Genomic DNA, 26,855 nt, shown 5'->3' with positions numbered 1-26,855 from the left:
GCCTCATCCTTTTCTACTCGCCGAGCTGCGCCCCGCATCAGACCTTGACGGCAGACCAGGCCAGGCAGCCCGCGGCGACCGGCGTTGTGCTGACGAGAACGGCTCCTTCCGCGTGAAGCGTTATGAGGCCGGCCCAAGAGACCTCGTCGACCACCCAGATTGTCCCACCTTTATCTGTCGATTTTAGGTTCGTCCGCGCCTCGAGTACGGCTCGCATCATTTGGGCCGGGCTTAGACCTTCCCGGAAGACGACGATCGTGTGGGTTGCACCCTCGAAGCGCTGGCCTGCGCCCGCAGTCAGCCCAGCTAGCATGGCAACGCTCATCAAAGCAGCCGCCGCGCCCCGTGCTGGTCCTCCCCGATTGGGCATCAGGAGAACGAGCACCAAAGGCAAGATGCCAAAAATAACCAGCCATCCGATGTCCCATGCCAGGGGCACTTCGCTCGCCATCCTGATCCGGTGAAGGCCGAGCAGCCAATGAATGATGACCGCGTCAACGATGTGCCAGATGCCGAACCCGGCCAAGGCGAGCCGTAGAATTTCGCTCGTCGTGCCGGGGCGCGCGCCAGATGCACGAGCCGCCACGAGCAACACCGTGCCCAAAATGCACAACAGATACATGAGCAGGTGAAAGAGGCCGTCCGCCAGAATTTGGAAGCGCAAGTCTGATCCTGCCGGTTCGCGAAGGCCGGACAGGAGGTGGTGCCACTGCAGGATCTGATGCAGAACGATGCCGTCGAAAAAGCCGGCCAGCGCAAAGCCAACGAGCAGCCACCCGACAACGGCCTTCCGATTGATTGCTGGCCAGTTCAAGCGCATGACTGGCGCCCTACCTCAAAGTGGCCGGACGAGGGGTGACCGGCAACCTCGGTCTGAGGTCGTCGACTGGCGCAGCCGGAATGTCTTCGGTCAGCCCGTGGACGCCATAGCTCGCCTCAATCCAGAACGCACAGATTAGGCCTCCGACCACAGCCAGGAGTACTAGCACTGCCGCAATAGTTTCGAGCATCAGACGTCGCTCCCTGTTCAGCCCGTTTGCCCGAACATCCCGGGGTTGGAGTTGTTCCCTTGGCTTGGAGATTACGGCTGATCATCAGGAACAATACCGTCAATGCGAGGTTGGGACGCGCTTGCCTGCTCAAAGGAGATCACTATGCCAGCCTCATCGGCGAAAGCCGATACTCCGGCTCCGGCGCACAAGCCGGCAGGAGTCACCCGATGGGTGTTCTCAACTAATCACAAGGACATCGGGACACTTTATCTGATTTTCGCGATCCTTGCGGGCATCATTGGCATGCTCCTGTCAGTCGCTATGCGCATCGAACTTCAGGAACCGGGTATACAGATCTTTCCTGGCTTGGCCTCGTTTGTATACGGCTTCGAGGGTGCCACGGCCATTGATGCAGGCAAGCAGCTCTACAACGTATTCACGACAGCACACGCCCTTATCATGATCTTCTTCGCGGTGATGCCCGGTCTGATCGGCGGCTTTGCCAACTGGATGATACCGCTCATGATCGGGGCTCCTGATATGGCTTTCCCGCGGATGAACAACATTTCTTTCTGGCTGCTGCCGCCTGCCTTCATTTTGCTCTTGATGTCGCTGTTCATGCCCAGCGTACCAGGAGGCTATGGTGCAGGAACGGGATGGTTCCTCTACCCAACGCTGTCGACGTCGGGCCATCCTGGGCCTGCCGTTGACCTGGTCATTCTGTCGCTGCACATTGCCGGGGCCTCATCCATCCTCGGGGCGATCAATTTCATCACCACGATCTTCAACATGCGTGCGCCCGGCATGACGCTCCACAAGATGCCTCTCTTCGCGTGGTCGGTTCTGATTACAGCATTCCTTCTTCTCCTCGCGCTCCCCGTTCTGGCAGGCGCGATCACGATGTTGCTGACTGACCGGAACTTCGGCACTGCCTTCTTCCTCCCGGACCAGGGCGGCGATTTGCTCCTCTACCAGCATCTTTTCTGGTTCTTCGGTCATCCGGAAGTCTACATCATGATCCTCCCGGCATTCGGCATTGTGAGCCAGGTAATATCCACCTTTTCGCGCAAACCGATCTTCGGCTATCTCGGCATGGTCTAGGCGATCGTGGCGATCGGCGCGATAGGGTTTGTCGTCTGGGCGCACCACATGTACACCAGCGGCATTGGCCTGGACACGCAGCGCTATTTTACCTTCGCGACAATGGTGATTGCGGTGCCGACAGGTATTAAGGTCTTCTCCTGGATCGCCACGATGTGGGGCGGATCGATTCGCCTGCAAACGCCCATGCTCTGGGCGTTGGGATTCATTTTTCTGTTCACAATCGGTGGGGTAACAGGCGTTCAGCTGGCCAATGCTGCGCTCGACCGTGAATTGCACGACACTTACTTCGTCGTCGCGCATTTCCACTACATACTCTCACTGGGAGCTCTCTTTGGGATCTTCGCGGGCTGGTATTACTGGTTCCCGAAGATGACCGGGTATATGTATAACACTCTACTGGCGGGAGTGCATTTCTGGACGACTTTTGTCGGCGTCAATCTGGTCTTCTTCCCGCATCACTTTCTAGGTTTGGCGGGCATGCCGCGCCGCTACATAGACTATCCCGATGCATTTGCAGGCTGGAATATGGTCTCTTCCTATGGGGCCTACATATCTGCCGCGAGCGTACTGTTCTTCCTGGCCGGAGTGGTCGACGCCTTCTACAGAGGAAGGGAGGCCGGCGATAATCCTTGGGGTCCGGGAGCCACGTCCCTGGAGTGGATGTTGCCTTCGCCACCGCCGTTCCATCAATGGGACAGGCTCCCGATCATTAAATAGCCCGGGTCGGCGATTTCGGCGCCCATGCGTGACGGTCCCTGCAGCCAATGCCCTGGCTCTCGTGGCCCTCAATCAGCATCCAACACGACGGGGTTGGTGTTGGCCCGGGAGAGTACCGGGCCCCTAGCGAGCCGTTCCTGATCCCCGGTCGGGCTCGCGGATAATTCATCGCCATGCACGAACTTGATAGCCAAACAGAACGACCAGCGCCAAGGAACATTTCTGATCCAAGGATGTTCGGGGAACCCCAACCCTGGAGAAACCTCATGTTCATGCACAATAAGCGACTGCAATACACCGTCCGTGTGTCGGAGCCGAATCCGAAACTGGCATGCATGATAATGGAGCAGTTCGGCGGAGCCGATGGCGAGTTGGCCGCCGCTATGCGCTATTTCGTCCAAGGGCTGGGCGAGGATGATGTCGGTCGAAAAGACATGTTGCTCGACATCGCAACCGAAGAACTAAGCCACCTCGAGGTGGTCGGGTCAATTGTCACAATGCTGAACAAGGGACTCAAGGCACACCTTGCCGAGGGACAGATGAAGGAAAGCTGAGCTGTATTTGATGGTTGGCGCCAGCGGCACAACGGCCAAGGAGTCAATCCTGTTTGGCGGCGGACCCGCATTGTGCGACTCGGCCGGAGTGCCTTGGACCGCCGCCTATATCGATTCTCGCGGCGAACCAACGGTGGACCTGCGCTCCAACATCGCGGCCGAAGCTCGTGCCAAGATCGTGTACGAGCGACTGATCAACATCACCGATGATCCCGGCGTCAAGGATGCCCTCGGTTTTCTGATGACGCGCGAAGTCGCCCACCAGAAGTCCTTCGAGAAAGCGCTGTACGCGATAGAGAACAACTTCCCGACGGGCAAACTCCCGGGCATCGAGAAATATGCCAGCATGTACGTCAACACCTCGCAGGGCGAAGGAGACGCCACGGGACCCTGGAACTCGGGAGGCGAATGGGACCGCATCGACAATCTCGAAGAGGTGATGCCCGCCGACGGGGGCGACGGGATGGCGACTGTCAAGCTAAATGCCAAGGACAAGAAGGTCGCGGCCAATCTGGCGGAGCGGACGCTCTCGGACCCGGCTTCCGATCCGATGACCGGCGCCGATCTTGGAGCAGGACCGGGGGCGGGCCGCACCAAGAACGGTGACATGGGCGGCGCCGCCAACATCCAGGAGGCGCCGGCGCAGGCAGCGGCCGCTACTCGCAAAACCAGGTAGTCTCTGCAGGTTTGGGCGCCCTCAAGACAGTATTCGCGTGCGCAAAGCGAAACTACCTGTCGCGACCGAACACGGCGGTTCCCTGCGCCGTCGGGGCGACGACTCTGAGACAAAGTGACAAGGCAACGCGGCCTAATGACAATTCAAATACCCCTCTCCAAGATCGATCGCGCCGGACGTGAGGACCGCGGCGATGGGGCCTGGAGTATCGCGCCCGATCTTGCCTACCTTCGCCTTTCGATCGTGAATGCGGTGTTCTTTGGTATGCCCGGCCCCGCGACTCCAGTTGGGTGCTGATTGATACCGGTCTGCCAACCTCTCGAGGCGCCATTGTCGCGGTCGCGGAGGCGCGTTTCGGCAAAAACGCCTGACCGGCGGCAATCCTCCTGACGCATGGTCAGTTCGACACGTGGGAACGGTCGTTGAACTGTCGCGGATGTGGGGGGCTCCGGTCTATGCGCACACGCTCGAACATCCCTATCTGAACGGAACAGCGTCCTACCCCCGCCTGACCCGTGGGCGGGCGGAGGTCTGATGGCGTTGCTCTCACCGCTTTTCCCATGCGGGCCGGTCGATCTCGGGGACCGTTTGAACGCGCTCCCTGACGATGGCTCGGTTCCGGGAATGCCAGATTGGCAGTGGCTCCACACTCCAGGGCACGCGCCGGGACATATTTCCCTTTGGCGCAAGACGGACCGCTCACTGATCGTAGGTGATGCGTTCATCACAACCGGGCAGGAGTCCGCCTATGAGGTAGCGACGCAGCAGCGAGTCCGCAACCGCGAAAAATGGTAGGGTTTATCGCGAGCGATAGAAAACCTGTCCGTCGGAGCGGGCAACAATTGTTGTACAGCACTGTCCTTCGAGTATTCGCGCTGTCGGCTGAAAGGATGCGTCGCCAGGTGGTGCTCGCGCTACCGTCCTAACGGCTTGTGAGACAGCTCAATCAACTGCCGCTCATCGGTGACGCCGGCCATGTAGCTGGCAATTATCCGCAAAGCGCGGCGCTCTCGCTCCGCGGCAGTTTCCTTTGCCACCGAACCGCGCTCGAGAATCTGGCAAAGAAATTCAACATCGACAGGTGTGAACGCGCCTTTCGCCAGTCTTGCTGAAGCCATGGCCTTCTCCTCCTCCCAAGCGGGCCGCCCGACCACGCCGGGCAGGCGGTGCCTTCGACACGACGGCACCTTGGAAGCAGAGGGGCCGCCGGGCTCCGAACCTGCGATCCTAAAAGCTGTTCCTTCGTTATCAGCAAAAATCATTCCAAGAGGTCGGACTCGGCCATGGCGTTGGGCCACGTTGGGGGCCACAGAACATGCACTATTTTCTTCGGAGCCCGAACCATTGACACATGTGTAAGGGCCTATCGCAACGCAGTTTGCTGACTCTATCGTCCCTCGCGATCCGACGACCATCGACCCACACCCCCGGCCCGTTGGGCGGTCGTCTTTTCGGGCTGGGAAGCCGACACAAAGGCGTCAACGGACCAGACTCCATCGGCGGCCCAGGGTCTTGAGGCGCAATAAACTTGGGGAACAAAGAGCCATGCTCACGCACGGGAACATTGGGGCCCGATAGAGGTTGGGGCTTATGTCGATCAGCTCAGTGTTGCCAGCTTCTTGCTCTGACCTGATTATTCGCAAGCTCCAGATCATCTCTGATCTTGCCTCAGCCGATATTGCTACTTTGAGAGATATCGCGGTTCAGGAGCGCGACTACCGGGCAGGAGACGATATCGTGCGCGAGGGCGACCGACCCTCTCATTCCTTCGCTGTTCTGGACGGCCTGGTGTCATCTGCGAAGTTCACCGGCGAGGGGAAGCGGCAGATCACATCGATCTTTGTTCCGGGAGACCTCCCGGATCTCCACGGAATTCATCTTTCGGTTATGGATTGCACCTTCGCGCCACTAACGCCGGCCCGAGTGGGGTTCATGCGCCACGATGCGCTGCGTGCCATCTGCACCAAACACCCGTCCATCGCCAACGTGTTCTGGCGCTCAACGCTGATCGATGCAGCGATATATAGAGAGTGGGTCACCAATGTCGGAAGGCGGGAGGCCTATGTTCGCATGGCTCACCTCCTGTGTGAGCTCATCGTCCGTCTCCATGCAGTCGGCCAAATTCAGGACCACGTGGCGGAATTTCCGGTCAGCCAGGCCGTGCTTGGCGACGCACTGGGTCTGTCCACCGTTCACGTCAACCGAGTGCTTCAGGAACTTCGCCGCGATGGCCTGATATCCACCTCGGGCTCAAGGCTCAAAGTTGTCGACTGGAATGAACTCGTGCGTGCAGGGGACTTTTACACCACCTACCTGCACGAAAAGAACGTGACGCCGCTATGAGTCCCCGCGAGGGGATTGACCGAGGTGCTAAGCATCTCGAGAGCATGGTGATCTTTGCGACGGAGAGCTGCCTCGAGGGGCTTATGGATTCTGTAGTCTACCTGGTTTCCCGTGAGAGCGCGGGCAACTTGACCGGCCGACCTTGGGGGCTAACGATCTACGTCCCCCAGTACTATGTCCAGAGAGCCCAGGATGGCGGTAACGTCAGCCAGCATATGGCCGCGGCAAAGCAGATCCATAGCCTGAAGATGCGCGAAGCTCGGGGCTCTCAGCTTGCACCGGTAAGGTTTGTTAGTCCCGTCAGATACCAGGTAGACGCCGAACTCTCCTTTCGGAGCTTCCACAGCAGCATACACTTCTCCGGTCGGGACCCGAAATCCCTCGGTGTAGAGCTTGAAATGGTGTATCAGCGCCTCCATCGACCGCTTCATGGCCGCACGTTTCGGCGGCACGATCTTACCGTCCGCGTTGGAAACCGGACCCGGCCCTAGCCAGCAGATCCACGCACTGGCGCATTATCCTCGCTGACTGACGCATCTCCTCCATGCGCACGAGGTATCGATCGTAGCAGTCGCCGTTCTTACCAATCGGAATATCGAAATCCATTTCGGAATAGCACTCGTAGGGCTGGGCCTTGCGCAGGTCCCAAGCAGCACCGGAGCCACGCACCATTACCCCGGAGAACCCCCAACCCCAAGCATCCGATTCCGAAATCTGCCCGATATCCACGTTGCGGAGCTTGAAGATCCGATTGTCCGTCAGCAGCCTGTCTAGGTCATCCACTGATTTCAGAAACGGATCGATCCACTTGCCGATATCCGAGATAAGCTCGTCGGGCAGATCCTGGTGTACGCCGCCTGGTCGGAAAAAAGCTGCATGCATCCGTGAGCCGCTTGCGCGCTCATAGAAGACCATCAGCTTCTCGCGCTCGATGAAGCCCCAGAGCGGCGGCGTAAGCGCCCCGACATCCATGGCTTGGGTGGTGACGTTGAGCAGATGCGAAAGGATGCGCGAAATTTCGCTATACAGGACCCGGATCAGTTGCCCACGCCTCGGCACCGTCAAACCCGTGAGCTTCTCGATCGCCAGACACCAGGCATGTTCCTGGTTCATCGGCGCCACGTAGTCGAGCCGGTCGAAATACGGCAGGGCCTGCAGGTAGGTCTTCGTCTCAATCAGCTTTTCGGTGCCACGATGAAGCAGTCCGATATGCGGATCAACCCGGTCGACTACTTCGCCGTCGAGCTCCAGCACTAGCCGCAGCACACCGTGAGCGGCCGGGTGCTGAGGGCCGAAATTGATATTGAAGCTTCGGACGGAATTCTCTGCCAAGCGGCCGTTCCTCAGCGCGGGAACGCACCCAACTGGGAGGCGAACCGGATGTTCCACCCACGCATTGCGTCACGAAGCAAATTCCGACTGCTTTGCATTGTGCACGCGTTCCTCCTGCAATTGGTTGTGTGCCGGCTATAGACGCGGGGGCGAGCGGGAACAAATAGGCTGTCACTTGGTTCCGGCTGCACGCAAACAAGGACTGCCCATGGACAGAGCGTCCCACATCAGCGAAGAAGCCGGCACGTCGCGTGCCGCTCCCGACCTTAGTCGGCTGCTGTTCGAACCAAACCTACGAGTCCATGGCCTGATAGACCAGACCGTCGTTTCGAATGTTCTCCATGACCTGAAAGCGGTTCGTGACGGCGGGAATGATCTGTACGTTGAAATTGATACGCCTGACGGCGACGCAGATGGCGCCCGACGAATTGCCCTAGAGATCAAGCTGTTCCTGAAACACTCTGGCCGCAACGGCTTCGTCCTTGGCAAGAACACGGTCTATTCTGCCGGGATCACCGTCCTCGCAGCTTTCCCGAAGAGTTCCCGGTTTTTATGTCCGCGGGCAGTCTTGCTGGTCCACGAACGTCGGCTCGAAAAGGAACTGGTCCTGAATGGGCCAATCCGCAGTTGCCTCCAGATCGTCCGGGAACAACTTGCCTTGCTGCAGACTGCTGAGCGGCTCGAAAACGAAGGCTTTGAGGATCTTGTGGAGGGTTCGAAGATATCTCTGGAGCAGCTTCGTGATCACGCCTTAAACAACTGCTACCTGATGGCCGAAAGAGCGTTGGAGTTGGGTCTTGTTGCGGACATCGCCCGATAGAATTAGGCCTCTGAACGGACTTGTCCGGCTTTGCCGAATAAAAACGGACGACGGCCATGACTGATAACGCAGACTTGGTAGCGCGAAGCGGCGGATGCCTTTGCGATGCCGTGAGTGACGTTGTCACCGGCGAGCCCTTGTACGTCGGTTTGTGCCATTGCCAGGGACTGCAAGCGAACCAGCGGCACCGCGTACAGCGTGTTTGCTTCGCTTAGCTCAAGCCGATCGCGATACGGCCCGCAACTTAGACGCGGCGAATAGGTTCTCAAGCCTTCTCTAATGGAACCTACCGACGGATAGTGGGTTCGGTCTCGCGGCGCGCGTTGCCAGGCGAGGCGCCGTTTGGGGATCTGTGCTGCATTCCCCGGAGCCCGTTCGGCCTCCCAGGCTAGCGGGCTCTTGCCGTCCGGGGTTGGCAAGGAGAACCAGCAAACGGGACGGCTGAATCCTGCTATGATCCGCCTGCAATCCCGCCGCGAAACCCCGTTGGAAATGGCGCAGCGCCACGTTCGGTAGCGCACGGAACGCGTAGCGCGCCAGCGGGCGTTGATCGCCAGAATGGAAGTGCGTGGCCAACCCATAGGTGAAGCCGAACACCTGTTGCGGGAGTTTGAGGCGGCCCAACGCCAACACACCGAACACCTGAGGCGTCTCCGCGATAGCTAGCCGCCGTATGGAACCTCTCGCCCGGATCCGGATTCACGGCCAGAGGGACCCTCCATGACCGAGAGCAAGAAAGAGCGCGACGAACGCATTCAGGCGGTGAAGGGATTTTCGAGTGCGGTTTCTCATGCGCGAAACCGGTATCACCGAGGCCCAGGCGCGCGAGCTCATCGACCTGATCGGCAACGACGCGAACTCTCGACTTCGAGAGGCGCGTCTTCTGGCGAGAAAGATAGACGCGCGACAACGCTAAGGCTCAAACCCATGTGCAACGACTACGAGCAGCATATCGCTTGGGCCGAATACTGCCGCATCATGGAGTCGCTCGCCTTGCAGATCTCCAGCCATCAGAGTGAACTTGACCTGCCGCAAGCTGACATCCGCATCAACGACCCGGCTCCGGTAATGCGCGCTGCCGGCGATGCAATCGAGCTAGCCTCGATGACATTCGGCTTCCCGCCCTCCGGTCCAAAGGGCGGGCCGGTGTTCAATTTTCGGTCGGAGGGGCGACAGTTCGCAAACAGCAGGCGCTGTCTTGTGCCGGTATCGGCCTTCTTCGAGTTCACCGGAACGAAGTACCCGAAGGCGAAGCACCGGTTCACGTCGACGGCGCCCCGTTCATGGCGATCGCGGGGCTCTGGCGCGAAGCGGCCGGCAACAAGCCGCCCACCTTCACCATGCTGACGACGGATCCCAGTCCCGACATTGCGCCCGTCAGGTCGTGGTCCTTGAGCCGGAGAACTGGTCCGCCTGGCTCAACCTGACGGAATCGGAGGGCGATCTGTTGCGACCGCTTCCAGCCGGGTCTTTGTCAGTTGAGACGGTTCGAGAGTGAAGAGGCTGAACAGCCCGGCTGGTCATGCATCATGGCATGACTCCCCCAAGCACGAACATTTCCAGCATGCGGCATCGTCGGCCAGTGTCATCAATCCGACAACGTCGAGGTTGCGAGCTGGTCCTTCCCAGCTCGGGCTCACTTGAGCGAATTTGTAGACTGTCCAGTCGGCTTGGTTGTCACGCGGATCCACAGCACATTCCTGGCGCCAATCATGAACCGCCCGACCCGTGACCGCAATAGCTGCTTTCGACGGTGTTTCTGCAACCGCAACTTAGTGGGATGTGACCACGTGACCGGACATTACTTCAACCATGTAGCTCTGCATGCAGCACTCGCTCCAACAGGACTTTCCAACTTGGCGCGGCCGGCCTTCTTCCGAACTGGCGGAATCCGGCGGCCGATGCATACTGTCGCGGAACTTGAAAACTTCGGCCGCCATCATTTTTGGCGGGCCCGCGTCATGTGCCTGCGTCCATAGGTTACGGGGGGAGTGCCTCAATTACGCTCCCCGTCCTACAGTGAACCGTCACTCTCGATACGGCACGTGGGTGCCCGGATCGTGATTGTACTGAGGCTCGCCGCCAGTGACTACCGGTTGGCAAAGCCCTCAGGGCGTTATGCTGGTGCCGGCGATGATCTCAGATCTCACTTCGGGGAGGTGCAGGACGAAGGGGCAAAACGGGTTCTAGCTCAATTAGGCACCTAACGTCTTTCGAGGAACAAATCGCATCAGCAGAGGTTCGGCTCGACCAACTACGGAGAAGAGCAATGTCTGAGTCGCGCGAATGGCTGATCCAATGGCTGAGGGATGCCCACGCCATGGAAGAACAAGCCGAAACGATGCTATCCGGCCAATTGAACCGGATCGAGAGCTACCCCGAACTCAGCGATAGAATCCGCATCCACCTGGAAGAGACAAGGGAACAGGCCAAGCGGTTGAAGACCTGCCTGGACGGCCTTGACGAGGGCTCTTCCATGCTGAAGGACGCAGGCGGCAAGCTGACCGCGACGGCGCAGTCGCTCAGCGGCGTATTTGCTGGCGACGAGGTCATGAAGGGGTCCCTGGCCAGCTACACCTTCGAGCACATGGAAATCGCATCTTACACCATCCTCATCGCCGCCGCGAATGCAGAGGGCGAAGCCGAGATCGCCCGCGTCTGTGAGCAGAATCTGCGGGAAGAGGAAGCGATGGCTGAGTGGTTGAAGAGCAACCTGTCACAAGTTACGGAAAAATTCCTAACGCGGGCAGAAGCCGATCGCGACAGTGCGAAACGCTGAGTGGACGGCGGTCAGGGACGCGAAAGCTGTTCGACCGCCAGCATCGAGCACAATCGGCATCCGACCGGGAGCTCGAGAAGGAACCTAAGCTGCTATGAGCACGCGTGGGAAAAATTTCCTCGATAAATGGATGGCGGAGCATGTGCCAAATGCGACGACCGACGATCCGCTCGCAATCATCTATCTGTCCGACGCGGCCATGGAAGCTGCAGGGCGCGAAGGCATCTCGCCCGAGGAGATTGAGGATGTCGGTAGCCTGTTGAGGGTGATCCTTACAGCCATGCAACACCGGAGGGGCGGTTTGGCCGACTGAGACCAAGAGGTGCCCGAGAACTGCGATCGGCATCAGAGATCTGCCGGCGCTCCGATCGGTTCGGCCCTGACGCTCCCGCACGGAGTAGGATCTGCAGCTGAAGATGAAACGCACGATGTGCGGCGGCAAGCCGATCACGCTGACCTATTCGCCCGACACCAGCCCGAAAGACCCTCCCCGCAAAGGACGTAGCCGGCCACCAAAAATGGAACCGCCGGACTTCTCCTGACCCTCAAATTTGAATGCGGGCTGGTCTGGCGCAGATCACGATAGGGTATGCCGCATTATCGGTTCGAAGTCGTTTGGAATGGGGAGAGCCTTGGAGACGCCTGGGTGGACCTGGCCACCATCAGCGATGCGCGGAAGGAAGCGCTAAGGGCGCTACACGACATTGCGGGCGAGGAAACGGTGGTCGCCGAGCAGGACCGCAGGCTAGTCGTGTCGGTACAGGACGAAGCTGGCTTGAGTGTCTATTCCGCAACTCTGACGCTGTCGCAGTCGCACTGATGTCTCTCAGAGCAGCAAGTGACGTTTCGCAGCGGTCAATCCAATCTAATCGACTCGTGCCCGACTTTTTCGGGGTGTATTGTCTTGCGGGTGTGGCGTCTCGGGGTAGAGGGTGAACGAATGTGTGAGAGCCTTCATAGTGCTGTCCCGCTCAGGAACGTGGGCATGCTGGCGTACGGCATAATTGAGCCTGCCGAAATCAACATTCTAGCGAAGGCAGTGAGCGACTACTGCTCAAGTCACAAGATCGAAAGCGTTGATGAGCGCGAGAACGTCGCGCTCAAGGTGATGAGCCTTTTCGGACGCGGGATAACCGATGCTGACCAGCTGTTGGAAGAACTTGAGAAGAACCTAAAGCGAGCCCGCAATGCGACGCCGGGAGAGCCTACTGGAAAAGGCAGAGCGCCACGTCCGCGAGGGCGAGGCGATAATCGCTCGCCAGCGTGAACTCATCGACAAGCTGGCGCGAGACGGTCACCCGATAGACGAGGCGCAAGAATTCTTGCGCAAGTTCATGCGGGTGCAGGCCGAGCACGTCGCCCACTGGGAGCGCTTGCTGGAAGAGACCTGGACGCGCTCTTCGAGCCCGCCGCGGGCCTACGAATGAACGTGGCAGGCTTCGGCCCGTCGCCACTCGGAGAGAGGGCTAAGGTCTTTTGGTATTTCGTGGGAACAGAACCGACATCGTGTATGTTAACCATTATCGTCGGCAACTACCAAAGGACGCCGGCGGCTGAGAGACAGCGACCTAGCGCTCCCGTCTGCATCAAGACCGGAGCGAGTCATGTCCGACCATTCCGTCAAGTATTTTTCACGCGCGCGCCTATCCGCGGATGACGTTAGGCTGATTGCTGAAGCGAGGAAGGCGATTGACCGCTCCCAGCAGAGATTGCGGGACACCAGGCCATTGACCGACCCCCACCGGCTAAGCCCGCATCTGACCCGGAACTTTGTGTCCATCGCCGAGACGGGGCACGAATGGCGCGTCATTGTCGAGGAGGCCGGTATAGGCACCGTCATTCGTTCCTTCAGGCATCGCCTGCCGGCCTTCAACTTTGCCCAATGTCAGGTGATGCGGCTTGGTCTCGACAAGATCAGCTCAGTCCACGGTGTCAGCGATGCGTCTTGCATTTCTGTTGGTCCCGAGGGGAACGTCAGGCCTGTCCCCCGCCGTTCCAGCTCATGACGCTCGCTGATGACATTGAGATGGTGCGAGGGCACGTCAGGCTCGGCAGACGGCACCTTGCCCTGCAGCGGGAACGGATAGCCAAACTACAACGCCTCGAACTGCCAGCTGCCAAGGCGATTGAATTCCTCGAACTCGTTGAAAGCATGCAGGAGCTTCACGAACTGCACTTGTCGCGCTTGCTGGAAAAGGGAAAAGGCAGCGGGGCACGATGCAGCCTAGATATCGGGGGCCCGGCCTGCGAGGGTATCGAGGGGACCATGGGCGCACAGGCCGAGCCTTTGCCCGAGGGGCAAGTCTGGATTGTACGCCACCGTTCGGCGACCGACATCAGAACTTTAGGCGTAACTAATAAAAAGCCCGCCGCAGCCAATGAGCGTAAGCGACGGGCTTTTTAGGTTGCCACTGAGACGGCTGCATTCCCGAAGGAACCGACCGCCTTCTCGTTAATCACTGACCCGTGAATTCGTTCCACAATGGACCGTTCTGTGAGATAGTCGCAGATGCCGCGCTGAAGGGGCGGCGCTTATGTCGTTGTCGCGTAGCAGTCGCGTCTACGGGCCTGCTGATCTGGACATGCTCCAGCGGGTGTTTAACCGGTTGTGCGACGAGCGACGCCTAGCAAGGAAAGACCGGGAACAGCGGGACCATCTGGCTAAGGAAGTCCTCCAAGCTTTTGATGACGGCATCACCGATGAGATGGACCTATGGAGCGCGCTTTCGAAAAGACGGAGAGCGTAGCGGGGGGCATGTCAGGCGCTGAAAAGGCGGCGCATAATGCGTATCTGCCCCGGCTCGTAACGGGGTAAGAGGCCCGGCCTGTCCCGCTCAAGTCGCCCCCCGACTTTCCCCGCACGCAGGCCGGGCCGCCTCACCTTCACCTGCGTAAACTGCAAAACGGAGCGGCTCGCAGGGTCAACAGCCGGTTACAACAGGTCACTTGAACGCGTATCTGTTAACAACCCCGTCTGCCTCATTCGTGACCCGGATCCAGCGCTGTTCGTCACCGCGGAAATTGGTGACCTCACTGCTGGTGGCCGTTTCCGCTGCCACCCATGGAGTATTGGCGTTGATGGTATGACTAGTCACAACGCTGTCCCCATCCATCTCTTCTACCCGATAGACCTTCATGTGCGACCTTTGCTCTATTCATCCCGTATCTGAACAGAGATCGAGGAAGGTTGTTCCTACGCGCAATGGCTAGCTCCCCAGCAACTGGTCTCTGTCGTCGGCGGCTGAGCTTAGAACGGCGCGAACCGCCAGCAGCTGATCCGCTCGTCCTTTACGAACTGCACTTGTCGCGCTTGCGCGCAGCAATGCAGCGTCGCACGGAGAGCGTAGCAGCGAAAGGTGTATCAGATCTCTGACACGGCGGCGCGGGCTTCTCCCGAGGCTGCGCTCGCCAGGGGCGCTAATCAGGCCTTGGCTCTACCAGGCCGGCATCGACGTGATCGGGTAAACGTGGGTGGGTGGGCCTCGCGACTGATGCGGTTGTCATCGCGTCCGGCGGCAGAAGGATGACCATCTTCGCCTCTTGATCGGGCCAGAGAGGCTTTCCTGCCAGCACGAACACGGTGGCGACAAGGCACGTCAGGAGGATGGCGGCGCAGAGGTTGGCAATCATCTCGCCCAGTTGCACGACGCTTTCTCCCGGCAATGAGACACCCGCCGCTTCGCAGGTCGCGGCGGGTGGTCGATCACAACAACTGACTGACGATGAAGGGACACGTTACTCGCCAGTCCCGACTGCAATGGCATAGCTGGCAATATGTTTCGTCGATGCGACCTTTGAGTTGGAAGGCGGGACGTTAGTCTGACGGCAGAGCTAAAAAGCTCTGAGCACGACGGGGCGCCCATCAGTAACTCATTGGGGCCTGGCGGGAAGCTGTTTCCGACGAGAAAGGTGACGCGTCCTCGCCGACTTCATAAAATGCTCTGGCGAGGATTAGGTTGCAGCGTAGGAACCAAAGCGTCAGCCGGTCCGTCTTCTGGGCAGCATCCCGACTTGAATTTGACGGCTTGTCGTCGTTTGGAGGTGCCCAGATTGTTAGCAGAAAGCATTAGATCATGGCCGACAAACAAATAGGCAATGGAGGAAGCGGCTTTGAGATCGCTATGGTCGTCGTCATCGTTTGCGCTGCGATGGGCCTGATCGTGGTCGCCGCTACGGCGATGCAGTGAATGCCGGTTGGTCGGCGCCGCTGAAGTTCGGTTGCCGAAGGCAGGTTCCTGGGAGACGATCCGAGAGCGTCCCTGTCGGGTCGGAACCGACGTGAAGAGCGCGCTCGCGCAGGAGATGCGGCGGGCTCTTCTGCGGATGTGGCCGGCGGTCCACGATAAGCCGCGTTTTACCAAACCGTATGAAATGTGAGTGGACCTTCCTCGCATATGCGAGGTTATAGCCCGCTATGCCCAAATTTTTTTCGATGTATCCGACGGTGGCGAAGTCTACCACGATGCGCGTGGAGTGATCCTCCCGAACGAGGACGCGGCCAAGCTTCGAGGCTGCGAAATCGTGACCAGACTCGTTGTCGGGACGCACCATCCCAAGGACGAGAGCCGCGATCTGCTCTGCACAATCCGCGACGTCGGCGGGCATCCGATTATGAAGATCAGGGTTGAATCGGGCGCGCCGGTTGTCAGCGAAGAGAAACCCCAGCACTGACTGAATTAGCGACCGATGCGCAAGACGCGGACGGCGTTGCCGATCACATCGGCTGGGCGCTTCTGGCCTTAGGCCCGGTTGGTATCAGCACGTTTCTCCTGCGCGCTCTTGCAGAGATGATCTAATTTGTCGCGGATCCGATCATTATCAAGCAGTAGCTTGGCGCGCGGGAAACCTTTGCTACGAAGCTCCCGTTCAATGGCTTGCCACCCTTCACAGTCGCCCGATGCGGCAAGTTTCCCACATGCGCACGTCACTCTTTTGAGACACGCGTTTCGTTCTGCCGCCGCGGGGGGACCCATCGTTATTTAGAGCCGGGAGGACCGAGATGAACATGGTTCTTGTCACCCCATCCGTTGCCGGGGCGTGTTCCTCCCGATTTGGCAATCGCCTTGGAACTCAGGCTCGTGCCGAGCAAAACGGTTATGGCTGGCGGCGTCACCGCCGCAAAACGCCCCGCCTTCTTCAAAAAATCCCGGCGCGCCTCGCCCTCTGAAACAAGCTTTTCGGCGTTCGTTTCCGTTGGTCTTGTGCTCTCGTTTGGCACGTTAGCACTCCTTCCCAGAGATGACTTAGTCGCTGCATGCACAACAAGTAGTCCCCCAAAAGGCGTATACATCGCGCCCAGGAAAAAACACCCGCTGCATGCAGACGGCAGCGGGTGTCGAATTTGGCAACAATGACTGGCGAGAAAGGGAGTAACGATCGCCAGTCCGGAAGCCAATGCGACAGCGGGGCTATTGTTTCACGGTATGGACCAATGCGCGCAGCGACGGGACTTCAGTCGCAGCAGATGCACCAGAGACCGGGCAGCATCTGTGTCGGGTACGCCCAGATCGCGGACGCTGCTCATATGGTTCACGCTCGCGAGACTCATTCGTGAAACAACCAGTCCTTGGTTTTTCAGATGCTCCGCAAAAGCCGCAGCCTGGCTATGGAAAGGCGGGGTTTCATCCGCTCCGACCGAGATCTGGACTGTCACCGACGGATCGAAACGATGGTCGATCGGCGAAAACCGCTCAACCTCTTCATCGGTGATGGCGATTTCAGGCGCGAGGAACGACTCTTGCAACGGCCTTAAATCGTAGATGCCACCGAGCAGGAGCGCTCCTTTGATACCCGATGGTCGGCTGTCGTCGTCGAAAAGCATCGTCGCGAGGTGCGCGCCGGCGGAATGCCCGCTCACGGTCAACTTGCCGGGGTCGCGGCCGTGGCTTTCGATGTGTTCATCCACCCACCGCTTGGCGCGGCGTATCTGGTCGACGATCGGGGCCATCCTCACCGCCGGCATCAGCGCATAGCCCAGGATGACGCGATCGCTCCTGCTTTGATTACACACCCCGCGACATAGGAAAAATCTGTCTTGGAGAACATGCGCCAGTAGCCGCCATGGATGAAGATATGCACCGGCAGTCGATCGCGTCTGCCTTCCGGGAAAAAGAGGTCCAGAGTTTCAGCGTGGCCGGCTCCATAAGCGACATCAGCGATCATGGGGATTTTCGCCCTGGTCTCCGCACTTCTGCGGCGGATCCCGGCGACGATGTCGTCGAACTCGGGGGATCGCGCGTGCGGAATGGGTCTTTCGCCATCTCTCTCATCAGATCATCACGGCGAGTATTTCGCCTCCATGAACTCGGCTTGTAATGCTTCTGGCCGCCCTCGCGCCCAAGCCCGCTCTGCTTGACGCTTGCGGAGGGTCGGCAGGGTCGGACATCAGATCGCGATTGAGAGCGATCATAACGGACTCGATCTTCGATGCCATGCGGGTGCCTTGCAAGACGCGTGCGTAGATATAGGCGGCAACGCCATACTCGGCGCTGGAGATCGCGGTTGCGGAAAAAGCGGCCAGAAAGGCACTGACGTTAACGCACCTTCGCTCGGCTGACCCGCCAGATGACATTACCAACATCGTCGGCGACGAGCAGCGCGCCGGCCCGATCGACAGCAACGCCGACCGGACGGCCCATCGCCTTGCCATCATGTCCGAGGAAGCCGGTGAGCACGTCCTTCGGGGGCCCGCTCGGTCTACCACCGCGGAACGGCACGAAGATCACCTTATAACCGCTGTGCACGCTTCTGTTCCATGAGCCGTGCTGGCCAACGAAAGCGCCGTTGCCATAGGCCGTGCCGAGCGACGCGCGTCTGGAGAAGGCAAGACCCAGAGAGGCGGTATGGGAGCCGACCGCATAGTCGGGCTTGACTGCCTCCGCCACAAGATCAGGGCGCTGCGGCTTGACGCGTTCGTCGACGTTCTGCCCATAATAGCTGTAGGGCCAGCCATAGAAAGCGCCGTTGCGAACTGAAGTGATGTAATCAGGCACGAGATCGTCCCCAATCTCGTCACGCTCGTTTACGGCGACCCAAAGCTCGCCGGTTTCAGGATTCCAGGAGAGCCCGTTTGGGTTGCGCAGCCCGGACGCGAAAACCCGGGTGCTGCGGCTGGACCGATCCACCTCAAGGACGGCGGCGCGGCTTTTCTCCGCAGCGATGCCATTTTCTCCAGCGTTGCTGTTGGAGCCAACCGTGACATAGAGTTTGCGTCCGTCCGGACTTGCGATCACGTCCTTGGTCCAATGATGGTTGATGTCTCCGGCCGGCAAGTCGACGATCTTTTCCGGCGGCGCGGTTATTCGGGTCTGGCCGTTGGAGTAGGGGAAAGCGACGAGCGCGTCGGTGTTGGCGACATAGAGCTTGCCTTTGGAAAGCGTCATGCCGAAGGGCGAATTGAGGCCTTCCACGAAAATTCTGCGCACATCCGCAACGCCGTCGCCATTGGTGTCGCGCAGGAGCGTGATGCGGTTAGCGCTGATGGTCGCAGCGCCGGCTCGCTTCATGGCCTGGTTCATGATCAGCTTTCTCAGGCTGAAGCCAGCGTCATGTTTGGCAGGGGCATTGGTTTCGGCCACAAGCACGTCGCCGTTCGGGAGCACATGCAGCCAACGCGGATGGTCGAGGCCGGCGGCGAACGCTGTCACCCTCAGTCCCTTCGCCGGGATTGGCATACCACCTTTCTGCCAGCCTGTTGCCTCCGCGATGTTGACGGTCGGGATCAGTGTGGGTGTCGGTTTCGGCAGGGTGGGGTTGGGGCCATAGCCGGTTACTGCCACCGTTTTCTGAGCTGGAACGCTAGCGCAGCTGACTATGAGGGCTCCCAATCCAGCTAGGATGAAGTTTTGTGGGAAGCCGGCATGCATCGAACGTCCTCCGTTCGGATTCGCCTCGTGCTCTTGGTTAAACGCTAGTCAGCGGCTTGGTATTCCGATTAAGTCAAAACAGCAGCTCGTGATCCGTTGCCGATCCGCTTGAGAGCCAGGAGTTCGCGACGCTCTGCTCTCTGCCATAGATATGCCGCGAGGAGATTCCGGCAACGCCGGCGGCCCAAACTCGAGCGAGCTGGTTGGAGGACACCTCGCCTGGTTGGCCTGTCGCAAGCAAATACGCTCGCCGGCATGATCTATCTCGCCCAGATCAGCCCGGCGCCTTCGTTGGGAAGGTGGCAAGCGTGGGCACACCGCAAGAGCCAAAAATCAGAGAAGCCGAAGCGAGCGTTTAGCGGCTTCATGTTGTATCGATAAAACATCTCGTCTCGTTACGGCCTTTGGTCCGTGTCGACTCTCCGACTCCTCAGCGCGATACTTGGGGCTCGTGCTTCCAGGAGGGTGCCATGCGAGAATTGCCGCCCAACGTCGATGCGGATGTCGTGATTGAAGTGGGCCGATACCTGGATGATCATGCGAAGACCACAGCAGTTTCCATATCAGACGCGATACGTGTCGTCAGACGTCGCGCACCCGCTACTCGTGCCAGCGAGCTATGGCTGGAAGAACTGATTGTAGAAAGCGCCGGCACCAGACAGTTGGCCGTCTTGCTTGATAATCGCTAGCACCGCGAAATCTCGCCCCAGCACCACCTATGCAATTGGCGATCCTGTGCTCGTCGCGAAGGTAGGCGCTGCCCTGCCGGTGACCAACGGTAGGCGAGGCCTAGATCCGAAAGTTGGTCACGCCCGGGCCGCTATGCCTTCCGCGCTAAGCGGGCCTAGAACTCGATAGCCCGATGCCGCCTTGCTCTTTGCCGGTTTGACGGTTCCCGACGGCCTCTCTGCAATCGATGCAGGGCCGTCGAGCTTTGGGTGGCGCTCCGTTACTAAGGCGCCGTGAGGCTAACGGTCACGGCCGAAGCGGCCCGGTGGGGGATCGCAGAGCGTCTCAAAGACCACCTCTTGAAACGCAATTTGGCCCTCCCTAACTCGTTTTTGCCGGATGCCGCTATCGGGTCCTGGCACGGGAACAACGGTCCTATCAGGGACCGAGTTCGGTTCATGTCGCTCGCATGGAGGATATGTTCCGGCGTTTGCTCGAACTTCCCTCCTCGCGGTTGCGAGCTGGCTCCTGGCCGTCTCGGTCTCTGCCTGATCGCCGCCCGATTGCCTTCGATCCAGTTCGCTTCCGGCGCACGCGTGCTTCGCGCGTTGCGGCGTCTGGTCGTCAATCGAAGGAGGATCCCTATGCTGTTTTCGGATTTGGGCCGCGTCGGATTCGATCCGTTTCTGGAAATGCGGCGCATGCAACAGGAAGTGAATCAGCGTCTGGCCGGCGTGACGGCCAGTGCCGCCCAGGAGTTTCCCCCGGTCAATCTTTGGGTCGGCAACGATAGCGTAGCGCTGACCGCCGAACTGCCTGGGATCGCGCCCGACGAGGTCGAACTTACGGTGCGCGACAATACACTAACATTGAAGGGCGAATGCGAATCTCGAGCGGAGGACGAGAAATCCGTCTGGCATCGTCGCGAGCGCCCCTACGGAAGCTTCTCCCGGACGGTGCAACTGCCGTTCCGCGTCGATCCGGAACAGGTCGAGGCACGTTTCGGCAACGGGGTGCTCGAGGTCGAACTGCATCGACCGGAGGCGGATCGGCCGAAGAAGATCCAGATCAAGGGATGAGAGGAGGGAAACATGGCTCAGGAACTAAAGACCACCGATCGCCAGGTCATCAGCAAGCCTGACAGCGGCGAACGGACCCGCTCTCGGCCCGTATTCGTGCCGCGCGCCGATATCTATGAGACGCAGGACAATGTCGTCCTTCTCGTCGATATGCCCGGCGTCGTCCCGGATGGAGTGGATATCACGCTTGAGAAACGAACACTGGCGATCCGCGGCTACGCGGCCGATCAACAGCATGAAAATTATCGTCAGGTCTATGCCGAATACAGCGCCGGCGATTATGAGCGCGTCTTCACGCTATCCGAGGACATCGACCGCGACGGCATCGAGGCGTCCCAGAAGAACGGCGTCCTGCGTCTGGTGCTGCCCAAGGCGGCGCCGGCCAAGGCCCGCAAAATCCAACTCAAGATGGCTTAGCCCTTAGAGGCTAGATGAGGTTGACGATGCGAATCAGAGACCCGATCCCTTGAAGCAACCGATGCCCGTCACTCCACGCACGGAATGGCGGGCCATCTATTCACTCTCCATTGCCGACGATGAAGGGAACTCGCACGCTCGCCGGCTCTACCAAATGATGCAGCAGGGCGAAGGTTTCAGCATAGGGACCAAAGTGTGAGTCTCTACGACTTCTGTCCGAATAGAACATCTCAACGGGCATGCGATCATGGTCGCGGCGGCACGGGTCGTCCTCGCATTTACCCGTGACCGTCTGAAAGCACGGAGCCCGCTCGTCCCCCTCAAACGAGCGGGTTCTTGCATGCGACGATTTCGAGAAAGATCCTAAGCAGCGGCTAGGTTTTCCTTCGCATGAGCGCGCGGGCTTTGAAATTTCTGGACCGGTGGATGGCAGAACATCTGCAAAACGTGAGCACCGAAGACCCAGGGGCCATTGCCGATCTTGTCCTTGAACTCCTGGCTACTGCCGGGCGGCAGGGCATCGCGCCCAAAGAGATATACGAGGAGGTCGATAGCGTGTTTCAGTTCGTGAGCGAAGCGATGCAGCACCGTGGGGGCGGCTTGGCGGGTTGAGAGACAGGTACCGGTCACTCACGCACGCGCGAGGTGGCAGCTAGGGGTGGCCTAGGTGGCAACCAGCCGCCGCGGTTTCCTCGCCAGCATCAGGTTCGGCTTAAGGGGCGCTTTTGAACCGAAAGAGGGTGGGGTATCCCAATAGAATATCCCACTCCCTTCACCAGATGGTCTTCACATGTCCGCGGTTCCCCGCATGACAGGTCGTAATCAGTTACTATTCCCCGGTCCGGTCGTCGTGGTCGACGTTGAGCAGTTATTGCAGTCGGTCTTGCCGTTATTGATCTGCCCGCTCGGTCCGGTCGATGTCGTTGTCGTTGTCGTCCCATTATCGTTGTTGGGTGGGTTTCCGCTGTGTCCCTGTTCACTGGTGGTTGTCGTCGAGATGCCTTTAGGGTCAGCAAACGCGGGAGCGGAGACTGCGAATGCAAGCGCTGTCGTGACGATAAGGATCGTTTTCATTTCGTTCCTCCTGACATGCTACGCACGCCGCATCATTGGAACGCGGCACGGGCCTCCTAATGCCGCGCCGAAACGTTGAGTTTAGACATAACTAATATTCAAAGGCAATTCAGTCGCGGCATCCCTGCATCAGCATTTCGGGGGAGCGCGCGCGTCAAGTGACTCAGTCGCCGGATCTGTTCTACTTCAAGCGGCTTACTTCTCAATCGCGCCTACGGGGAGGCCGGGAACATTCTACCAGCCGTCCCGGTTGGGCTCGCGGCGATTGCAGAGACCCGCCTCGCTGGGTTGCACAGACCCGGAGCCCGCTCGTCCACTCAAGCCAGCGGGCTCTTGGCGGTCTCACATTTCGCGCCATATGACGGATGGGTGGCCCGGTAGCCTTTGGGTGTGGCTTGGGGGGCCGGCCCACCGGGCCTTAGCCGGCAGGGGTAAGAGCCGGCGAGCCACTATATGCGCATCTGCTAATATTTGGAAATTAAGCTAAAAGGTCGAACCCGCTTGAACCTCCAACATGGCGGGTGGACGTTACAACGGCACGTCAGCATCTCGGTCCCGGGCGGATGCCTCGACTGTCGCCGGCCGCTGATCTATTAGCCCGGTGAGCCAAAAGGCTGAGAAGTCAGATCAGGCGAGCAGCCAATCGTTCAAATGGAATTCATAGATCTTGCCGTCGTTCTCGGTCGGATTCGAGTCGTTGTCCACGCCACGATCGACGACATAGAGGCTCATTTGGTGGCTCGGATCGTCGCTGCTCGGCGCCAGCGCAAGTCCCGCCGGCTTTTTCGCGTTGGCGGCGGAGATGTCGAGTGTGCCCAGCAGATCCCCGGTTGGCGTCACCATTGCCACGGAGGTGCGTGACACGATGACATAAAGCAGGTCGTGGACCGGATCATACGCGAGGCCGCCGTCGGAGGGTGTGCCGAGCGATTGTGTAGAAAAACTCGTCACGACATCATCGCCGCCCGTGCTTGGGACGCCGTCGAATTTGCCGTTCGGGCCCGGAGCGATGGTGTAAATGCTATGGGTGGTGCCATCCTCGAGATAGAGCACTCCGCGGTTTGTGTCGTAGGCAAGACTCTCCGAATCCGTACTGCCGAACGCAGCGGTCCTGAATGAGGTCACGATATCGTCGGACGTGTTGTAAAGCCTATCGTTGCCCGGGTTCAACTCGTAGACGCTCTTCGTGCCGGTATCGTCCGAGAAGAAGAGATGGTGGTTCGCCGGATTGTAGGTGACCCCGGCCGGCTCATCGGAGAAATTGATGGTGGTGAGCGTGCCCGTCAGGGTGCCGTTGAGATTCATCTGGAAGAGATTCTTGCCAGTGAAAATCGACATCTCCTCCACCTCACTATCGGCCACCAGCAGCGTGCCGAGGTGGGAAATATAGACGATATCGGTTGGATCGGGACTCGGCGGCGACCACTGCGAAGTCAGAATGGTATGCGCCAAGGTCACCGATGTCGGCAACTGGCTGCCGCCGGTGACGTCAACGGTGAAGGTGTGCGTGGCGATGCTGCCGTCCGACGAGGTGGCTGTGACGTGGAGATCGATCGTCGGCTCGGACTGAGCGTTGAGCGTGCCGCTGCTCGATCGCGTGATGACGCCGGTGCTGGAATTGATGGCAAAGCGCGTGTCGTCGATTGTGTAGATGACCGTCGAACCGGCATCGGGATCCTTGGCCGAGGCGGTGATGCCGACGGCAGTACCGGCGGCAGCGTTCTGGCCGATCTGATTGGCCGCGGTGTTGGCATCGGGCGGCGCGTTGAACTTTACAGGCTCCGGGCTGTCGAGGACAGCGAGGGTGAAGCTCTTGGCGGCGGTGCTGCCGTCGGAGGAGGTTGCCGTCACCGTCAGGTTGATCGACGACTGGGTTTCGAAGTCGAGCGTGCCGAGGGCCGAACGCGTGATGACGCCGGTATTGGAGATAGCGAAGCGTGCATCGTTGAGGCTGTAGGTGACGGTCGAGCCCGCGTCGGGATCCGTGGCCGAAGCGGTGATCCCGGTGGGTGCTCCCGCCGCGGCGAGCTCGGCGATCTGGTTGGCGCCGGGGTTGGAGTCGGGCGGAGTGTTGAAGGCCACCGGACTTCCGGATCCGGGAAAAACATATTCGATGTGCAGCAGCGGCGCACTGGCGGGATTGTATTCGTAGGAATCGGCGGTGCGCGTGCCGGTGCCGGTGATCAGGAAGGCCATGTCGTTGAGCGCCGCCCAGCCCGAGCGGCTGACGATCTCCTGGACGATAGCCGTAAGGTCTGGCGTGTTCGCCCACCGTGGTCCACGGGGCCGGCGTCCAAGCCGTCGACGCGTCGGTCGTTGCCCGTGACGATACATTGAAGCTGGTGCTGGTGAAGACGCTTGCGTCGTCGGTGTCCTGGCCCTTGATCAGCAGCGAGGCCGCGCCTGTCTTCACTTCATTGGCCTGGAACTGGATGTAGGCGCTGGTGATGATCGCGCCTTGCGGGATATCGATACCGGTGAAGCGGAGACCGACCGTCTGGCGGGTGCTGCTGTCAAAACCCAACTCCAGATCGTTGATGTTGGTCGAAATCGAGCCGGAGCCTTTCTCCTCGACGTCGTCCCCTGCGGTCGCGATCCTCGTTTCGAACACCGGGTCGGCCCCAGGGCACTGGTGGCGGTCAATGCGCTCGCCGTTGCGGTGCCGGTCGTGGATGCGGCACCGGCACTGGTGTTTTCGTGGGTGGCATCTGGGAGGCCCGCACGATGCCATAAGCCCGAGGCATATCCTGTCGCGCTCTCAGGAAAGGTGCCGTCGAGATGAATACCAATTCTGGCTGCAGCTTCCGCAAGGCCGTTCAGGCCGGCATTGATCCCGCCTGTCGAAGTGCAGGCGGCAATGAGGGCATCGATCCTGGTCGCGGCTTGATCCGTCCCATCGCTGTAAACGCTTTTGTCGATTCCGATACCAAGGCTGCCGGGGCCGGGAGCTTCCTCAATCGCCGTGGCCCTTGGCGTGCTGTCATTATCGGCACTCGGAGCGCCAGTTCGGGCCGATGGGACCGGCCCGTCACCGATCGTCTGAAGGCCTTTGAGGGAGGACCAGGAGCCGAACCAAGTCATGTCGATTCCAAGGCTCCCGCCAATGCCCGGGGTCCAAAGTAGTTTGGACATATCTTGTCTCCTTCACCGCACCTGACGAAAACGCCTCTAGGCCAGCATCGCAGCAGCCTCGGACCGTCGTATTCGACCGCGCGCTGGCGCTTCACGATGACCCGAACAGAATGGTGCGGAAGCTATTTCTAATATTATTTCAGGCAATTCTGCCACATCACAACGGCCAACTTGTCAGACAAATGGCTTAAATTGCGGTCAAAGACGACTTCGAAAACGCTGTCGACCTCGTCGTGAAACTCTTTTGGCGAGATGCCTTCTGCGCCTCACGGACGCCATCAGTCCCGGCCGCCTTCGGTCGGGGCGAGCCGGCGCCTCGCCGAACTGGGCCAAAGCTGCTGATGTCGGCGCTAATCTGTGCTTCGAAAGCTGGGACCTCGAGAAAGCTTTCCGCGCAGGCGACGGCCGCCACTCGCTGGAATGGATGACCGCCCCGCCTATGCTCCAGGGCGACTACACGCTACGCGGCGACACCAATCGTGGTGGAGCGCTCTCACCGCATCCATACCGCTCGCGGTATCACCTCCGCCTCGGAGGGCGCGTTGCGTGTTCTTCGAGGGTCACCTCCCACCCAAGCCCCTTTAGACGCCGCAAAGTTCCGATCGAGGACGAATAGGCGGCAAGATAAGAGAGGTCCGGCCGCCAAAGCATCAGGGGGATGCCAGAGCGGCCGGGCCAAAGCTTGTGCGAAGCGAGGTGGTCGGCTAGCCCCGCACAGCTATCTAAATGAACCTCACGTCGCCAGGATGCAACCTGTTATGCTGTCTCGCGGCGTACAGGCAAGCGGGCTCCCCGGCGGGATAGTTCCGAGGCTTAATAGCCTCCTTAGTTCGACCGTGGTAAGCTAGCGGCTGGTGCGGTCACACACCCCGCGCCGTCGAGCGCCGGCTCTGCCTGTCCCCGTAGCTGGCCGACATGCACCCGGCGCTCCTCTTTCAGAAGCCGCCCCAAGCTGGCGGCTCCAAGAGCCAAGCCGACGTGAGAATACTCACGAAAATTGCGATTACTAGCAGGATGATGAGCATTGAGGATCGCGTCATGCGGCCTAGCAGTCGCTGGCGCGGAGCCTTTGGCATAGCGCAGCGCGAGCGACCGTCGCGGATTGAAGGTGATGGCGAACTCGGCCGGTGTCTGCCAGGCGATTTGGGAGTGCGGCCGCGCGGTGTTGTAGTCGGCGCGCCACAGGGCGATGGCTACGCGCGCCTGAGCCAGCGAGGTAAACAGTGTCTCGTTGAGCAGTTCATCGCGCAGTCGGCCGTTGAAGCTCTCGATGAAGCCATTCTGCATCGGCTTGCCGGGCGC

Annotated in this window: 27 protein-coding genes and 6 pseudogenes; 19 read left to right on the top strand and 14 right to left on the bottom strand. The window is 59.7% G+C overall.

Annotated elements, in window-relative coordinates; translation table 11 throughout:
• Nucleotides 1–37: 37 nt before the first annotated feature.
• Nucleotides 38–820: a DUF2243 domain-containing protein gene (locus tag P9254_RS24910; protein WP_127325730.1), complete on the bottom strand. Its 783-nt coding sequence runs from the start codon at nucleotides 818–820 to the stop codon at nucleotides 38–40.
• A gap of 334 nt (nucleotides 821–1,154) precedes the next feature.
• Between P9254_RS24910 and ctaD the strand changes: the two are divergent.
• The 4 genes and pseudogenes from ctaD to P9254_RS24890 form a co-directional block, all read left to right on the top strand.
• Nucleotides 1,155–2,813: pseudogene (gene ctaD / locus P9254_RS24905) on the top strand (cytochrome c oxidase subunit I).
• 266 nt (nucleotides 2,814–3,079) lie between these two features.
• Nucleotides 3,080–3,367 (top strand): manganese catalase family protein, encoded by a 288-nt coding sequence (locus P9254_RS24900; RefSeq protein WP_278055443.1) that lies wholly within the window; start codon nucleotides 3,080–3,082, stop codon nucleotides 3,365–3,367.
• A 10-nt stretch (nucleotides 3,368–3,377) separates the two neighbouring features.
• On the top strand, nucleotides 3,378–4,043 hold the full coding sequence (locus P9254_RS24895; protein WP_278055719.1) for a manganese catalase family protein: 666 nt from the start codon (nucleotides 3,378–3,380) through the stop codon (nucleotides 4,041–4,043).
• 135 nt (nucleotides 4,044–4,178) lie between these two features.
• Nucleotides 4,179–4,811: pseudogene (locus P9254_RS24890) on the top strand (MBL fold metallo-hydrolase); the annotation flags it as partial.
• Nucleotides 4,812–4,957: 146 nt separating this feature from the next.
• Here P9254_RS24890 and P9254_RS24885 read toward each other — a convergent pair.
• Complete coding sequence (locus tag P9254_RS24885; RefSeq protein WP_245322467.1) at nucleotides 4,958–5,161, bottom strand: hypothetical protein; 204 nt, start codon at nucleotides 5,159–5,161, stop codon at nucleotides 4,958–4,960.
• A 472-nt stretch (nucleotides 5,162–5,633) separates the two neighbouring features.
• Here P9254_RS24885 and P9254_RS24880 point away from each other — a divergent pair, with 472 nt between their 5' ends.
• Complete coding sequence (locus P9254_RS24880; RefSeq protein WP_164746644.1) at nucleotides 5,634–6,386, top strand: Crp/Fnr family transcriptional regulator; 753 nt, start codon at nucleotides 5,634–5,636, stop codon at nucleotides 6,384–6,386.
• A 149-nt stretch (nucleotides 6,387–6,535) separates the two neighbouring features.
• Here the strand turns inward: P9254_RS24880 and P9254_RS24875 are convergent.
• Nucleotides 6,536–7,718, bottom strand: a pseudogene (locus tag P9254_RS24875) (NADH-quinone oxidoreductase subunit D).
• A gap of 208 nt (nucleotides 7,719–7,926) precedes the next feature.
• Between P9254_RS24875 and P9254_RS24870 the strand changes: the two are divergent.
• The 5 genes and pseudogenes from P9254_RS24870 to P9254_RS24850 all read left to right on the top strand — a co-directional run bounded on the left by P9254_RS24870 (nucleotide 7,927) and on the right by P9254_RS24850 (nucleotide 12,137).
• Nucleotides 7,927–8,538: an ATP-dependent Clp protease proteolytic subunit gene (locus tag P9254_RS24870; protein ID WP_127334679.1), complete on the top strand. Its 612-nt coding sequence runs from the start codon at nucleotides 7,927–7,929 to the stop codon at nucleotides 8,536–8,538.
• A 927-nt stretch (nucleotides 8,539–9,465) separates the two neighbouring features.
• Nucleotides 9,466–10,036 (top strand): annotated as a pseudogene (locus P9254_RS24865) (SOS response-associated peptidase).
• Nucleotides 10,037–10,807: 771 nt separating this feature from the next.
• Nucleotides 10,808–11,317, top strand: a complete 510-nt coding sequence (locus P9254_RS24860) for a ferritin-like domain-containing protein (RefSeq protein ID WP_095802953.1) — start codon at nucleotides 10,808–10,810, stop codon at nucleotides 11,315–11,317.
• A gap of 94 nt (nucleotides 11,318–11,411) precedes the next feature.
• Entirely contained in the window at nucleotides 11,412–11,630 is a 219-nt protein-coding gene (locus P9254_RS24855; protein ID WP_127213878.1) for a DUF768 domain-containing protein, read from the top strand.
• A 276-nt stretch (nucleotides 11,631–11,906) separates the two neighbouring features.
• The gene (locus P9254_RS24850; protein ID WP_095802951.1) at nucleotides 11,907–12,137 is read left to right on the top strand and encodes a DUF6894 family protein; all 231 of its coding nucleotides are present in this window, start codon (nucleotides 11,907–11,909) and stop codon (nucleotides 12,135–12,137) included.
• A 385-nt stretch (nucleotides 12,138–12,522) separates the two neighbouring features.
• Here the strand turns inward: P9254_RS24850 and P9254_RS24845 are convergent, their stop codons facing one another.
• Entirely contained in the window at nucleotides 12,523–12,681 is a 159-nt protein-coding gene (locus P9254_RS24845; RefSeq protein ID WP_164747403.1) for a hypothetical protein, read from the bottom strand.
• A 240-nt stretch (nucleotides 12,682–12,921) separates the two neighbouring features.
• Here P9254_RS24845 and P9254_RS24840 point away from each other — a divergent pair, with 240 nt between their 5' ends.
• A complete protein-coding gene (locus P9254_RS24840; RefSeq protein WP_278055437.1) occupies nucleotides 12,922–13,323 on the top strand; it encodes a hypothetical protein in 402 nt (133 codons plus the stop codon).
• Nucleotides 13,320–13,721, top strand: a complete 402-nt coding sequence (locus P9254_RS24835; protein ID WP_278055436.1) for a hypothetical protein — start codon at nucleotides 13,320–13,322, stop codon at nucleotides 13,719–13,721. Before P9254_RS24840 ends, P9254_RS24835 begins: the two co-directional genes overlap by 4 nt.
• 538 nt (nucleotides 13,722–14,259) lie before the next feature.
• Here P9254_RS24835 and P9254_RS24830 read toward each other — a convergent pair.
• A complete protein-coding gene (locus tag P9254_RS24830; RefSeq protein ID WP_095802948.1) occupies nucleotides 14,260–14,454 on the bottom strand; it encodes a hypothetical protein in 195 nt (64 codons plus the stop codon).
• Between the two features lie 280 nt (nucleotides 14,455–14,734).
• The gene (locus P9254_RS24825) at nucleotides 14,735–14,962 is read right to left on the bottom strand and encodes a polymerase (protein ID WP_095802947.1); all 228 of its coding nucleotides are present in this window, start codon (nucleotides 14,960–14,962) and stop codon (nucleotides 14,735–14,737) included.
• A gap of 732 nt (nucleotides 14,963–15,694) precedes the next feature.
• Between P9254_RS24825 and P9254_RS24820 the strand changes: the two genes are divergently transcribed.
• The gene (locus P9254_RS24820) at nucleotides 15,695–15,988 is read left to right on the top strand and encodes a DUF6894 family protein (RefSeq protein ID WP_278055433.1); all 294 of its coding nucleotides are present in this window, start codon (nucleotides 15,695–15,697) and stop codon (nucleotides 15,986–15,988) included.
• Between the two features lie 304 nt (nucleotides 15,989–16,292).
• Here P9254_RS24820 and P9254_RS24815 read toward each other — a convergent pair whose 3' ends face one another.
• The 5 genes and pseudogenes from P9254_RS24815 to P9254_RS24800 all read right to left on the bottom strand — a co-directional run bounded on the left by P9254_RS24815 (nucleotide 16,293) and on the right by P9254_RS24800 (nucleotide 19,182).
• A complete protein-coding gene (locus P9254_RS24815; protein WP_278055432.1) occupies nucleotides 16,293–16,535 on the bottom strand; it encodes a hypothetical protein in 243 nt (80 codons plus the stop codon).
• 198 nt (nucleotides 16,536–16,733) lie between these two features.
• A complete protein-coding gene (locus P9254_RS29015) occupies nucleotides 16,734–17,279 on the bottom strand; it encodes an alpha/beta hydrolase (RefSeq protein ID WP_336619671.1) in 546 nt (181 codons plus the stop codon).
• Nucleotides 17,279–17,479: a hypothetical protein gene (locus tag P9254_RS29010; RefSeq protein ID WP_336619670.1), complete on the bottom strand. Its 201-nt coding sequence runs from the start codon at nucleotides 17,477–17,479 to the stop codon at nucleotides 17,279–17,281. The genes P9254_RS29015 and P9254_RS29010 overlap by 1 nt, the downstream gene beginning before the upstream one ends.
• A gap of 114 nt (nucleotides 17,480–17,593) precedes the next feature.
• Nucleotides 17,594–17,816: pseudogene (locus P9254_RS24805) on the bottom strand (aldehyde dehydrogenase family protein); the annotation flags it as partial.
• Nucleotides 17,817–17,850: 34 nt separating this feature from the next.
• Entirely contained in the window at nucleotides 17,851–19,182 is a 1,332-nt protein-coding gene (locus P9254_RS24800; protein WP_278055430.1) for a PQQ-dependent sugar dehydrogenase, read from the bottom strand.
• A gap of 470 nt (nucleotides 19,183–19,652) precedes the next feature.
• Between P9254_RS24800 and P9254_RS24795 the strand changes: the two genes are divergently transcribed.
• From P9254_RS24795 to P9254_RS24780, 4 genes are all read left to right on the top strand, one after another.
• Nucleotides 19,653–19,871 carry a hypothetical protein gene (locus tag P9254_RS24795; protein ID WP_127215396.1) on the top strand — a complete coding sequence of 73 codons (219 nt, stop codon included), beginning with the start codon at nucleotides 19,653–19,655 and terminating at the stop codon, nucleotides 19,869–19,871.
• Nucleotides 19,872–20,495: 624 nt separating this feature from the next.
• Nucleotides 20,496–20,930 carry an Hsp20/alpha crystallin family protein gene (locus tag P9254_RS24790; RefSeq protein ID WP_176477801.1) on the top strand — a complete coding sequence of 145 codons (435 nt, stop codon included), beginning with the start codon at nucleotides 20,496–20,498 and terminating at the stop codon, nucleotides 20,928–20,930.
• A 12-nt stretch (nucleotides 20,931–20,942) separates the two neighbouring features.
• Complete coding sequence (locus P9254_RS24785) at nucleotides 20,943–21,347, top strand: Hsp20/alpha crystallin family protein (protein ID WP_095802941.1); 405 nt, start codon at nucleotides 20,943–20,945, stop codon at nucleotides 21,345–21,347.
• A 426-nt stretch (nucleotides 21,348–21,773) separates the two neighbouring features.
• The gene (locus tag P9254_RS24780; protein WP_278055428.1) at nucleotides 21,774–21,959 is read left to right on the top strand and encodes a hypothetical protein; all 186 of its coding nucleotides are present in this window, start codon (nucleotides 21,774–21,776) and stop codon (nucleotides 21,957–21,959) included.
• Between the two features lie 210 nt (nucleotides 21,960–22,169).
• Here P9254_RS24780 and P9254_RS24775 read toward each other — a convergent pair whose 3' ends face one another.
• On the bottom strand, nucleotides 22,170–22,421 hold the full coding sequence (locus P9254_RS24775) for a hypothetical protein (RefSeq protein ID WP_127239571.1): 252 nt from the start codon (nucleotides 22,419–22,421) through the stop codon (nucleotides 22,170–22,172).
• A 627-nt stretch (nucleotides 22,422–23,048) separates the two neighbouring features.
• Nucleotides 23,049–24,617, bottom strand: a complete 1,569-nt coding sequence (locus P9254_RS24770) for a hypothetical protein (protein WP_278055427.1) — start codon at nucleotides 24,615–24,617, stop codon at nucleotides 23,049–23,051.
• A gap of 77 nt (nucleotides 24,618–24,694) precedes the next feature.
• On the opposite strand from P9254_RS24770, the gene P9254_RS24765 reads away from it, so the two are divergent.
• Complete coding sequence (locus tag P9254_RS24765; RefSeq protein WP_278055426.1) at nucleotides 24,695–24,859, top strand: hypothetical protein; 165 nt, start codon at nucleotides 24,695–24,697, stop codon at nucleotides 24,857–24,859.
• A 20-nt stretch (nucleotides 24,860–24,879) separates the two neighbouring features.
• A complete protein-coding gene (locus P9254_RS24760; protein ID WP_278055425.1) occupies nucleotides 24,880–25,203 on the top strand; it encodes a hypothetical protein in 324 nt (107 codons plus the stop codon).
• Nucleotides 25,204–26,594: 1,391 nt separating this feature from the next.
• Here P9254_RS24760 and P9254_RS24755 read toward each other — a convergent pair.
• Nucleotides 26,595–26,855 (bottom strand): annotated as a pseudogene (locus tag P9254_RS24755) (integrase core domain-containing protein); the annotation flags it as partial.

Origin of the sequence: Mesorhizobium sp. WSM4983, from assembly GCF_029625765.1 — a bacterium.
Taxonomy (GTDB): domain Bacteria; phylum Pseudomonadota; class Alphaproteobacteria; order Rhizobiales; family Rhizobiaceae; genus Mesorhizobium.
This window is presented reverse-complemented; position numbering and strand designations above follow the sequence as displayed.

What these genes read in the sequence shown, in the direction of transcription:
- P9254_RS24910 (WP_127325730.1), bottom strand. Translation starts at nt 820, where the DNA reads ATGCGCTTGAACTGGCCAGCAATCAATCGGAAGGCCGTTGTCGGGTGG.
- P9254_RS24850 (WP_095802951.1), top strand. Translation starts at nt 11,907, where the DNA reads ATGCCGCATTATCGGTTCGAAGTCGTTTGGAATGGGGAGAGCCTTGGA.
- P9254_RS24830 (WP_095802948.1), bottom strand. Translation starts at nt 14,454, where the DNA reads ATGAAGGTCTATCGGGTAGAAGAGATGGATGGGGACAGCGTTGTGACT.
- P9254_RS24840 (WP_278055437.1), top strand. Translation starts at nt 12,922, where the DNA reads ATGTCCGACCATTCCGTCAAGTATTTTTCACGCGCGCGCCTATCCGCG.
- P9254_RS24770 (WP_278055427.1), bottom strand. Translation starts at nt 24,617, where the DNA reads ATGGCCTTCCTGATCACCGGCACCGGCACGCGCACCGCCGATTCCTAC.
- P9254_RS24900 (WP_278055443.1), top strand. Translation starts at nt 3,080, where the DNA reads ATGTTCATGCACAATAAGCGACTGCAATACACCGTCCGTGTGTCGGAG.
- P9254_RS29010 (WP_336619670.1), bottom strand. Translation starts at nt 17,479, where the DNA reads ATGATCGCTGATGTCGCTTATGGAGCCGGCCACGCTGAAACTCTGGAC.
- P9254_RS24855 (WP_127213878.1), top strand. Translation starts at nt 11,412, where the DNA reads ATGAGCACGCGTGGGAAAAATTTCCTCGATAAATGGATGGCGGAGCAT.
- P9254_RS29015 (WP_336619671.1), bottom strand. Translation starts at nt 17,279, where the DNA reads ATGCCGGCGGTGAGGATGGCCCCGATCGTCGACCAGATACGCCGCGCC.
- P9254_RS24785 (WP_095802941.1), top strand. Translation starts at nt 20,943, where the DNA reads ATGGCTCAGGAACTAAAGACCACCGATCGCCAGGTCATCAGCAAGCCT.
- P9254_RS24895 (WP_278055719.1), top strand. Translation starts at nt 3,378, where the DNA reads ATGGTTGGCGCCAGCGGCACAACGGCCAAGGAGTCAATCCTGTTTGGC.
- P9254_RS24780 (WP_278055428.1), top strand. Translation starts at nt 21,774, where the DNA reads ATGGCAGAACATCTGCAAAACGTGAGCACCGAAGACCCAGGGGCCATT.
- P9254_RS24790 (WP_176477801.1), top strand. Translation starts at nt 20,496, where the DNA reads ATGCTGTTTTCGGATTTGGGCCGCGTCGGATTCGATCCGTTTCTGGAA.
- P9254_RS24860 (WP_095802953.1), top strand. Translation starts at nt 10,808, where the DNA reads ATGTCTGAGTCGCGCGAATGGCTGATCCAATGGCTGAGGGATGCCCAC.
- P9254_RS24775 (WP_127239571.1), bottom strand. Translation starts at nt 22,421, where the DNA reads ATGAAAACGATCCTTATCGTCACGACAGCGCTTGCATTCGCAGTCTCC.
- P9254_RS24800 (WP_278055430.1), bottom strand. Translation starts at nt 19,182, where the DNA reads ATGCATGCCGGCTTCCCACAAAACTTCATCCTAGCTGGATTGGGAGCC.
- P9254_RS24835 (WP_278055436.1), top strand. Translation starts at nt 13,320, where the DNA reads ATGACGCTCGCTGATGACATTGAGATGGTGCGAGGGCACGTCAGGCTC.
- P9254_RS24870 (WP_127334679.1), top strand. Translation starts at nt 7,927, where the DNA reads ATGGACAGAGCGTCCCACATCAGCGAAGAAGCCGGCACGTCGCGTGCC.
- P9254_RS24885 (WP_245322467.1), bottom strand. Translation starts at nt 5,161, where the DNA reads ATGGCTTCAGCAAGACTGGCGAAAGGCGCGTTCACACCTGTCGATGTT.
- P9254_RS24880 (WP_164746644.1), top strand. Translation starts at nt 5,634, where the DNA reads ATGTCGATCAGCTCAGTGTTGCCAGCTTCTTGCTCTGACCTGATTATT.
- P9254_RS24795 (WP_127215396.1), top strand. Translation starts at nt 19,653, where the DNA reads ATGCGAGAATTGCCGCCCAACGTCGATGCGGATGTCGTGATTGAAGTG.